The sequence below is a fragment of the Hydrogenophaga electricum genome (assembly GCF_030160815.1).
Classification (GTDB): Bacteria; Pseudomonadota; Gammaproteobacteria; order Burkholderiales; family Burkholderiaceae_C; genus Hydrogenophaga; species Hydrogenophaga electricum.
Window position 1 is genome coordinate 1 of the sequence record NZ_BSPB01000086.1, and the last position, 8,602, is coordinate 8,602.

At 71.0% G+C, this 8,602-nt stretch carries 8 protein-coding genes; 3 read left to right on the plus strand and 5 right to left on the minus strand.

What is annotated here, in order from left to right; all coding sequences use genetic code 11:
• Positions 1 to 368, plus strand: a 368-nt coding sequence (locus QQK43_RS21970; protein WP_284309478.1) for a glucokinase, incomplete at its 5' end; no start/stop codon positions are given.
• Here the strand turns inward: QQK43_RS21970 and QQK43_RS21975 are convergent.
• From QQK43_RS21975 to QQK43_RS21990, 4 genes are all read right to left on the minus strand, one after another.
• Positions 365 to 1,651 carry a multifunctional CCA addition/repair protein gene (locus tag QQK43_RS21975; protein WP_234267075.1) on the minus strand — a complete coding sequence of 429 codons (1,287 nt, stop codon included), beginning with the start codon at positions 1,649 to 1,651 and terminating at the stop codon, positions 365 to 367. The two genes, QQK43_RS21970 and QQK43_RS21975, sit on opposite strands and share 4 nt — an antisense overlap.
• Before the next feature lie 44 nt (positions 1,652 to 1,695).
• Positions 1,696 to 2,382, minus strand: a complete 687-nt coding sequence (locus QQK43_RS21980) for a glutathione S-transferase family protein (RefSeq protein WP_234267076.1) — start codon at positions 2,380 to 2,382, stop codon at positions 1,696 to 1,698.
• A gap of 86 nt (positions 2,383 to 2,468) precedes the next feature.
• Positions 2,469 to 3,428, minus strand: coding sequence for a complex I NDUFA9 subunit family protein (locus QQK43_RS21985; RefSeq protein WP_234267078.1), 960 nt, complete (start codon positions 3,426 to 3,428; stop codon positions 2,469 to 2,471).
• Between the two features lie 11 nt (positions 3,429 to 3,439).
• The gene (locus QQK43_RS21990; protein WP_234267079.1) at positions 3,440 to 5,404 is read right to left on the minus strand and encodes a lytic transglycosylase domain-containing protein; all 1,965 of its coding nucleotides are present in this window, start codon (positions 5,402 to 5,404) and stop codon (positions 3,440 to 3,442) included.
• 48 nt (positions 5,405 to 5,452) lie between these two features.
• On the opposite strand from QQK43_RS21990, the gene QQK43_RS21995 reads away from it, so the two are divergent.
• Positions 5,453 to 6,073 (plus strand): 5-formyltetrahydrofolate cyclo-ligase, encoded by a 621-nt coding sequence (locus tag QQK43_RS21995; RefSeq protein ID WP_284309479.1) that lies wholly within the window; start codon positions 5,453 to 5,455, stop codon positions 6,071 to 6,073.
• Positions 6,074 to 6,292: 219 nt separating this feature from the next.
• A complete protein-coding gene (locus tag QQK43_RS22000; protein ID WP_284309480.1) occupies positions 6,293 to 7,459 on the plus strand; it encodes a serine hydrolase domain-containing protein in 1,167 nt (388 codons plus the stop codon).
• Positions 7,460 to 7,480: 21 nt separating this feature from the next.
• On the opposite strand, the gene QQK43_RS22005 is transcribed toward QQK43_RS22000, so the two are convergent.
• Positions 7,481 to 8,395 carry a DMT family transporter gene (locus QQK43_RS22005; RefSeq protein ID WP_284309481.1) on the minus strand — a complete coding sequence of 305 codons (915 nt, stop codon included), beginning with the start codon at positions 8,393 to 8,395 and terminating at the stop codon, positions 7,481 to 7,483.
• Positions 8,396 to 8,602 lie beyond the last annotated feature (207 nt).

Here is an 8,602-nt window from a genome sequence, read left to right on the forward strand (position 1 = left end):
CGGGGCTGCTCGAAGCCTGCCAGATCCTGTGCGCGGCCGATGGCGTCGCCGCCCCGGCCACGTCGGCGGAGGTGACGGCGGCGGCGCTGGCCAGCGGGCTGCCGCAGGCGCAGGAAGCGCTCACCCTGTTCTGCGCGCTGCTGGGCTCGGTGGCCGGCAACCTGGCGTTGACGCTGGGCGCCCGGGGCGGCGTGTACGTGGGGGGCGGCATCGTGCCGCGCCTGGGCGACTGGTTCGACCGCTCGCCGTTCCGCGCGCGTTTCGAGCGCAAGGGCCGCTACCGCGCCTACCTGGCGGACATTCCGGTCTGGGTGATCACGTCACCGCAGTCGCCGGCGCTGCTGGGCGCCGCGCGCGCGCTGGCTTAGGCCGCGGCAGACCGCATCGTGTCGATGGCCCGGGTACGCGCGGTGGCAATCGCCGCCGCAATGGTCTCGCCCGGGTTGCGGGGCGCGGGGGACTGCTGCTGCACCGCGCGTGCGATCGGGGCTGTTTCCACCGACAGCGCGGCCGCCAGCACCGCCTGCAGGCGGTCGCGCTGCGGGTAGGCGCTGTCGTCGAAACCCAGGCGGCCACGGGCATCGCATTCGCAGGCCAGCAGCACGTCGGCAAACCGCTCGGGGCGGCGCAGCGCGTCGCAGCGCTCCAGCAATCGCAGCAGGGCCGCCGCGTTGAGGTCGGTGCTGCGGTGGATGTTGCCGTGTTCGCGCGCCACCACGTCGGCCAGCTCGCGGCACTCGCGCGGTACGCGCCAGCGCTCGCACACCGCCTGCAGCAGGCGGGCGCTGCGCACCTCGTGCCCGATGTGGCGCGGCAGCACGTCGGCCGGTGTGGTGCCCTTGCCCAGGTCGTGGCACAGGCAGGCAAAACGCACCGGCAGGCTCGCGCCCAGGCGCGCCGCCATGTCCAGCACCATCATCAGGTGCACGCCGGTGTCCACCTCCGGGTGGTAGTCGGCACGCTGCGGCACGCCCCACAGGCGCTGCACCTCGGGCAGCAGCCGGGCCAGCGCGCCACAGTCGCGCAGCACCTCGAACATGCGTGAAGGGCGCGGCTCCATCAGGCCGCGCGCGAGTTCCTGCCAGACCCGCTCGGGCACCAGGTGGTCGACCTCGCCCGCGGCCACCATGTCCTGCATCAGCGCCAGGGTTTCCGGCGCCACGGTGAAGGTCGGGAAACGCGCGGCAAACCGCGCCAGCCGCAGGATGCGCACCGGGTCTTCGGCGAAGGCGCCGGTCACGTGGCGCAGCACGCCCGCCCGCAGATCGGCCTGGCCACCGTGGGGGTCGATCAGGGGCGCGCCAGCAGGGTCGTCGGCATCGGCCTGGGCCACCGCCATGGCGTTGATCGTCAGGTCGCGCCGGGCCAGGTCCTCTTCCAGCGTGACGCCGGGGTCGGTGTGAAAGTGGAAGCCGTGGTAGCCCGGGGCGGTCTTGCGTTCGGTGCGCGCCAGCGCGTATTCCTCGCGCGTCTGCGGGTGCAGAAAGACCGGGAAGTCCTTGCCCACGGGCAGGAAACCCTGTGCGGTCATGGCCTCGGGCGTGGCCCCGACGACCACCCAGTCGCGGTCGAAATGGCTGCCTGCAGGCCGCTGGGCCTGGCGGGCAAGCAGGGCGTCGCGCACCGCGCCGCCCACGAGATAGATGTCCATGCGGGCAGTGTAGGCCAGCCGCGGTGGCGGCCGGCGTGGTGCGGTCAGCGGCTGGCGCGGTAAGGCTCGTCCATCGCCACGAAGTCGTGCTCGGTCAGTGCCTGTTGCACCCAGGCTTGCACGCCCGGCAGCGCCAGCACGCGGTCGACGTAGGCGGCCACGGTCGGGCTGACGGGCAGGGCGTAGGTGCGCAGTCGCGAGCAGACCGGGGCAAAGTAGGCGTCGGCGATGCTGAAATCGCCGAACAGCAGCGGGCCGCCGTGTTCGGCCAGCAGTTCGGTCCACATGGCTTCGAGGCGGGCCACGTCGGCGCGCACGCCAGCCTGGTCGCGCCAGACGATGCGGCCCACCTCGGGCAGCGAAGCCTCGATGTTCATGGCGCAGTGGTTGCGCAGCGCGCCGAAGCCGCTGTGCATCTCGGCGCAGACGCTGCGCGCGCGGGCCCGCGCGCGGGCATCGGCCGGCCAGAGCCGCTTCTCGGGGAAGCGCTCGGCCAGGTATTCCGCGATCGCCAGCGTGTCCCAGACGGCGAAGCCGTCGTCGATCAGCACCGGCACCTTGCCCACCGGGTTGATGGCGCCGACGGTCTGCTTGAAGGTCGAGTCGGCATCGAACGCGTCGAAGCGCACCATCACTTCCTCGAACGGAATGCCGGCCTGGGTCAGCAGGACCCAGGGGCGCATGGACCAGGACGAGTAGTTCTTGTTGCCGATGAAGAGTTGCAGGGACATAGGGGGCTCCGTGGGTCAGGATAGGACCGGATTCTGGCGCCTGCCGGGTGCGGGATTGATGCGGAATCCGGCGGCCAATGATGCTTTCAACGCGGCCCGCGGGCGCGCAGGGCCAGTCCGTGGTCGCGTGCGGGGTTCAGGTAGGTGGGCGCGATGGCGTGTACCGATGCGGCCCGGATGCCCAGGCTGTCGAGGCCGGGCCACTGGCCGGAGGCGACGTTGTCGACCTGCATGGACGCCAGGTTGTCGCGGCTCATCAAGGGCTCGCCGGGCAGGCATTCCATGGCCAGCGCCTGCAGGCGGCCCAGCGCGGCGGGCAGGGGCCACACCGGGCGCTGGTGGCTGCCGTGGCGACCGGCCAGGCGCACCAGATCGGCCAGTGTCAGCACCTCGGGGCCGGCGCATTCGAGGATCTGGCCCTGGCTTGCGCGCGCGCGGGCATCGGGTGGCAGGCAGCGCACGATGGCCTCGGCCACGTCTTCGACCCAGACCGGCTGGAAGCGCGCGCCGGCGCCGGCCAGCGGCAGCACGGGCAGCACCGCCTGGAGCCGGGCAAACAGGTGGAGGAAGCGGTCGCCGTCGCCGAAGATCACGCTCGGCCGCAGCACGGTCAGGCGCAGGCCGGCCGCCTGCAGCACGGCTTCGCCCCGGCCTTTGCTGCGCTGGTAGCGGGAAGGGCCTTCGGGGTCGGCGCCGAGGGCGCTGACATGCACCACGCGGTCGACGCCGCAGGCCATGCAGGCCTGGGCCAGGGTGTGCGGCAGCGCCACATGGGCGCGTTCAAAGGCAGCTTCCGTGCCTTGCAGGATGGCCACGAGGTTGACGACGGCGCCATGCCCGGGCAGCAGGCGGCGCAGCGCGGCGGCGTCGTGCACGTTCGCTTCGCAAACGCTCAGGCCGGGCAGGTGCTGGATGGCCCGGGCGTTGGCGGCCCGGCGGGTGGGCACGGTGACACGGTGGCCAGCGCGGACCAGGCGCTCGCACACATGGCGGCCGACGAAACCGGTGCCGCCTAAAACCAGGATGGGCGCTGTGGAGCCGGGCATGGCGGGCGCTCTCAGGGCAGGTCGCCGTTGATCGCTGCTGCCGTGGCCTGGCGCGGGCCCACCGTGCCCAGCCGCGCCTGCAACGACTGCGGCTGCCCGCTGAGCGCGGCGGCGTAGAGCGTGGTGTTGGACAGCACTTTCTGCACGTAGTCGCGGGTTTCCGCGAACGGGATGTTTTCCACCCAGATCTCGGCCGGCAGCGTCGGCCCGTTGCGCCAGGCACGTGGCCGGTTCGGACCGGCGTTGTAGGCCGCCGCGGCCATTGGCAGCGAGCCTTCGAAGTCGTCGAGCGCGAACTTCAGATAGGCGGTGCCAATGAGAATGTTGGTGTCGCGCTCGCTGATCTGGCCGGGCTGGAAGTCGGTCAGGCCGATCTTGCGTGCGGTCCAGCGTGCGGTGGCCGGCATCACCTGCATCAGCCCGGAGGCGCCGACGCCGGATCGCGCTTCGGTGACGAAACGGCTTTCCTGGCGGATCAGGCCGTACACGTAGGCCGGGTCGAGCCCGATCTCGCGCGCGCGCCGCACCACCAGGTCGCGGTGTGGGGTGGGAAAACGCTGCGAGACGTCGAACACGTCGCGCGTGCGTTCGCTGGTGTTGATGCAGCGGTCCCAGATTTCCTGGCTGCAGGCCAGGGCGGCGGCGGCCAGCAACTCGCGGTCTTCGAGGCCACCCGGGGTGTGCAGCGCCACGGCGTAGTTCCATTCGCGCACGCCTTCGCTGCGCAGGCCCAGGGCCAGCGCGGCCTGGGCGCGCTGCAGGCTGGGGTCGCGCGCGGCGGTGGCGGCTTCGGTGGCGGTCAGCGGCGGTGGTGGGGCGGGTGCGGTCACGCGGCGGCCCAGGGCCTCCAGCGCGAGTTGGCCGTAGAAGCTGCGCGGCGAGGCCAGCGATTCGTACAGCGCGAGCGCCTGGGCCTTGGCGGCGATCGGGTCCAGCTCGGGCAGGGTTTGCAGGCTGCGCGCGCGCCAGTAGACCCAGGCCGGCTCCTGCTGCTGCTCGGCAGGCATGGCCGCGATGGCCTCGCGCACCACGCTCCACTGGCCGGCGCGCAGGCCGGCGCGGGCGCGCCAGGCCAGGTGGTCGGGCGCCATGTAGGCCGCCTGGCCTTTGGCGAAATGGTCGAGCGCGTTGTCCTGCAGGCGCTGGGCTGCGCGTTTGCCGATCACGCCCCAGACCCAGCTGCGCTCTTCCTGGGTGAGCTGGGCGCGCCAGCGCGTGTGGTTCATCTCGGCAATGGCGGCGTCCAGATCGGTGCTGGCCAGCCGCACCAGGGCCAGCGTGACCAGTTCCTTGGTGCGCGGCCGGAGGGCGGTGAATTTGTCGTCCAGGTAGCGGGCCGGGTTCTGGGCGATGGCGTCGAGCTGCTGGGCGCGGTCGGGGTCGATCAGGGCGATGGCCTGCACGGCGGCACGGGGTTTGCCGGCTTCCAGTGCCAGACGCGCCCGTTGCCAGGCGGTGTCCTGGCCCAGGTGGCCGCTGCGCAGCAGCGCTTCGGCGGCGGTGGCGCAGCCGTCGTCGGCGTCGGGCTGGGCCAGCCAGAGTTTGCCCACCTCGCGGGCGGCGGTTTCGGCGGGCAGGCGCTGCGCGGCGGCGTCGAGCATCAGCGTGTAACAACGCACCTGCCGGTCGTCGTTCATGCGGAATTGCGGCGCCTCGGCGGCAAAACGGGCCCAGTCGCGGCTCTTGCCCAGTTGCAGCAGCCAGTCGTTGCGCAGACGGTCTTCCCAGTAGCTGCCGGCCTGCCGCGCCAGCGCCGCGCGGATGTCTTCGGGGCTGGCCTTGTCGAGCCGGGCGCGCATCTCCCAGTACACGGCCAGCGGCTCCAGCAGGTGGCCGCGCAGGCGGGGCAGGGTGGCCGACAGCGTGCCGGTGTCGCCGCGCCGGAAGGCGTCGCGCATTTGCAGCAGCGCCGCGTCGCCGGGGGCCTGGGCCAGGGCGTGGCTGGCCGGCGCCAGGGGCAGCAGCAGCGCAGCCATAATGGGCACAAGGCCCCGCTTCAAGCTCACCAGAATCATCACAGGATTATGGACAACAAAGACGCAGAAGGTTCCCCTGCCCACGACCGGGACAACCCCAAGGCCGCCTGGCGCAAGGCCCTGATCGACAAGCGCCAGGGCCTGGCCGACCGCGCCTGGCGCAACGACCTGCTGCAGCGTGTGATGCGCGTCTGGCTGATCCACCGGCCGGACACCGTGATCGGCGCCTACTGGCCGATCAAGGGCGAATTCGATCCGCTGCCGGCACTGTTCCGCTGGCAGGAGGCGGGGCTGGAGGAAGACGCCCAAAGCGCCGCCCGGCAGCGGCGCATCGGTCTGCCGGTGGTCAACAAGGTGGACAAGACCCTCACCTTCTACAGCTGGTACCCCGGCTGTCCCATGGAAGAAGACGCCTACGGCATTCCCAAGCCCAAGGACACCGAAATCGTGGTGCCCACGCTGATCTTCGTGCCCTGCGTGGGTTTCGGCCCGGGGGGCTACCGGCTGGGCTACGGCGGCGGCTTCTACGACCGCACGCTGGCCAGCCTGCAGCCCAAGCCGTTCACGGTGGGGCTGGCCTACGACTTCGGCTACGTGCCCGATCTGGTGCCCGAACCGCACGACGTGCCGCTGGACGCGATCTTGGCCGACACCGGCGTGATGAAGTAGGCACCCCCTGCGAAGGTGGAGGGTGCACCCCCTGCGCCGCTGATGCGGCTTCCCCCTCTCTGGCGCGGCTTCGCCGCTGGGAGGGGGACGGCACCTGCGGCCCGGCAGAGCCGGTTCCGCGGTGCCCTGGTGATGGAGGCAACGCGCGTCGGATTGCGTACGGCGAGCGAGCAGCATAAAGAGCAGGACGACCAACATACTTACAACGAGGAGACATACATGGCACGCTGGCTGCGCCGGGCTTTTCTGGCGATTCTGGGCTTGCTGGTGCTGGCGGCTGCGGCTATCCAGTTGACGGGGCACGGCTATTTCTGGACCGCGCTGCGCCACACCTATCTGGACGGCCACAACACCGCCCACATCGACGACGCGCGCAATTTTCCGCAGGCCGTGATCGCGGGCGGCAGGCCCCAGCCCTGGCCCGTGGCGGCCGTGCAGCGCCCGCTGTCCGAATCCCTGCGCGCGTACCTGAGCGAACACCGCAGCGCCGCCTTCCTGGTGGCGCACCGGGGCGAACTGATCCACGAAACCTATTTCGCGCCCTACAGCGCCGAAAGCCGCACCAACGGGTTTTCGATGGTCAAGACGCTGACCACACTGCTGGCTGGCGCGGCGGTGGCCGACGGCATCCTGCCGGACTTCGACGCGCCTGCCGCGCGCTGGCTGCCCGAATACGCCGGCCACCCGCTCGGGGCGCAGGCCACGCTGGCGCAGTTTTCGGCCATGACCTCCGGGCACGAATGGACGGAAAACTACTACCTGCCGCTGAATCCCACCACCGAGCTGTACTTTGGCGGTGACGCTGCGGGCGTGGTGCTGCGCCAGGGTTTCGAGCGCGCACCCGGCACCGCCTTCGAATACAGCAGCGCCTCCACCCAGGTGCTGGCCGTGGCGCTGCAGCGCGCCCTGCGAGAGCGCGATCCGGGGCAGAGCCTGTCCCGCTATCTGAGCCAGCGCCTGTGGCAGCCGCTGGGTCTGGCCGACGCCAGCTGGAGCCTGGACCGTCCGCGCGAGCAGGGCGGCATGGAAATGGCCTACTGCTGCGTGCACAGCCGCGCCCGCGACATGGCCCGCATCGGGCAACTGCTGCTGCAGGACGGGCAATGGAACGGCCAGGCGCTGTTGCCGGCCGCGTTTGTCCAGCGCATCACCCAGCCCAATGGTCTGGCACGCTTCTACGGCCACGGCCTCTGGATGGACCCGGACCACGCGCCACCGTTCTACTTTCTGCAGGGCCACCTGGGGCAGTACGTGATCGTGGTGCCTTCCGAGGCGCTGGTGATCGTGCGCCTGGGCCAGTACCGCACGCAGGAGCGCACGCGCCATGCGCAGATCCGCGACGAGGTCTACCGCTACGTCGAAGAGGCGCTGCGCATGGTGCGCTGAAGCAGGGGAACTGGTGCCGCCTCAGGGGTGTTCGGCGGTGGCGTGCGCTTCGCTGATGCGCTTTTCGCGCCGCACGATGTAGAGGCCACTGCCGACGATGATGGCGGCACCGTACCAGGTGGAGGCATCGGGCAGGGTCTGCCAGAGCAGCCAGTCCAGGCCCACGCCCCAGGCCAGGGCGGTGTATTCAAAAGGGGCGACGGCGCTGGCCTGACCATGGCGGAAGGCGTCATTGATGGCCAACTGGCCCAGAAAGCCGGTCACGGCCAGCGCCAGCAGCAGCCAGGCGTGGCTGGCCGATACCGGTACCCACTGCGGGGCGGCCAGCAGGCCGGCGCCGACACCGATGAACACCATCATGGTCAGGATCAGTGATTCCAGGCTGTCGCTGCGGCTGAGCAGTCGCCCGGCGACAGCGGTCACGGCGTAACACAGCGCAGCGCCCAGGATGGCCAGGCCGCCTGGCGAGGCGAATCCGGCCTGCAGGTCGGCGCCGCTGGGACGCAGCGCCACCACCACGCCGACAAAGCCGGCCGCGATGGCCCACCAGTGCGCCCGCGGCACGCGTTCTCCAAGCACCGGCACCGACAGGGCCGTGATCAGCAGGGGCGCGATGAAAAACAGCGTGTAGGCGGCCGACAGCGGCAGCTCGCCCACGCCGCGGGTGAACAGCGCCAGCATGGTGATGCCCAGCACGCCGCGCAGGATGTGCAGTGACCAGCGCAGGCGGCGCAGCTTGTGCCAGGCGCCGCGCCAGTGCACATAGGCGAGCACCAGCGGCAGTGCGGTCAGCCCGCGCAGGCAGGCGATCTGCAAAGGCGGGTAGTGCGGTGACAGGGTCTTGAGCACCGCGTCCATGAAGGCGAAGAACATCACCGCCAGCAGCATCGAGACGATGCTGCGCAGATTGCCTTGGGCGTGGGAAGCGGTGGTCATGGTGGGCCTGGAAAGCGGCGCAGTTTGCCAGAAAGTGGTGCGTCGCCTGGGGCCAAAGGGCGGGCGGATGCCGGAGCCCCTTGCCGGCACCCACCGCGGTGGCGGTGCCGGGCTTGTATCTTCATATCTGACTGGCGCGGTAGAGTGTGGCCGCCGTTGAGGCGGCCAGACCGGCCCGTGCAGTTTGGTAGCGGCTGGGGTGATCGA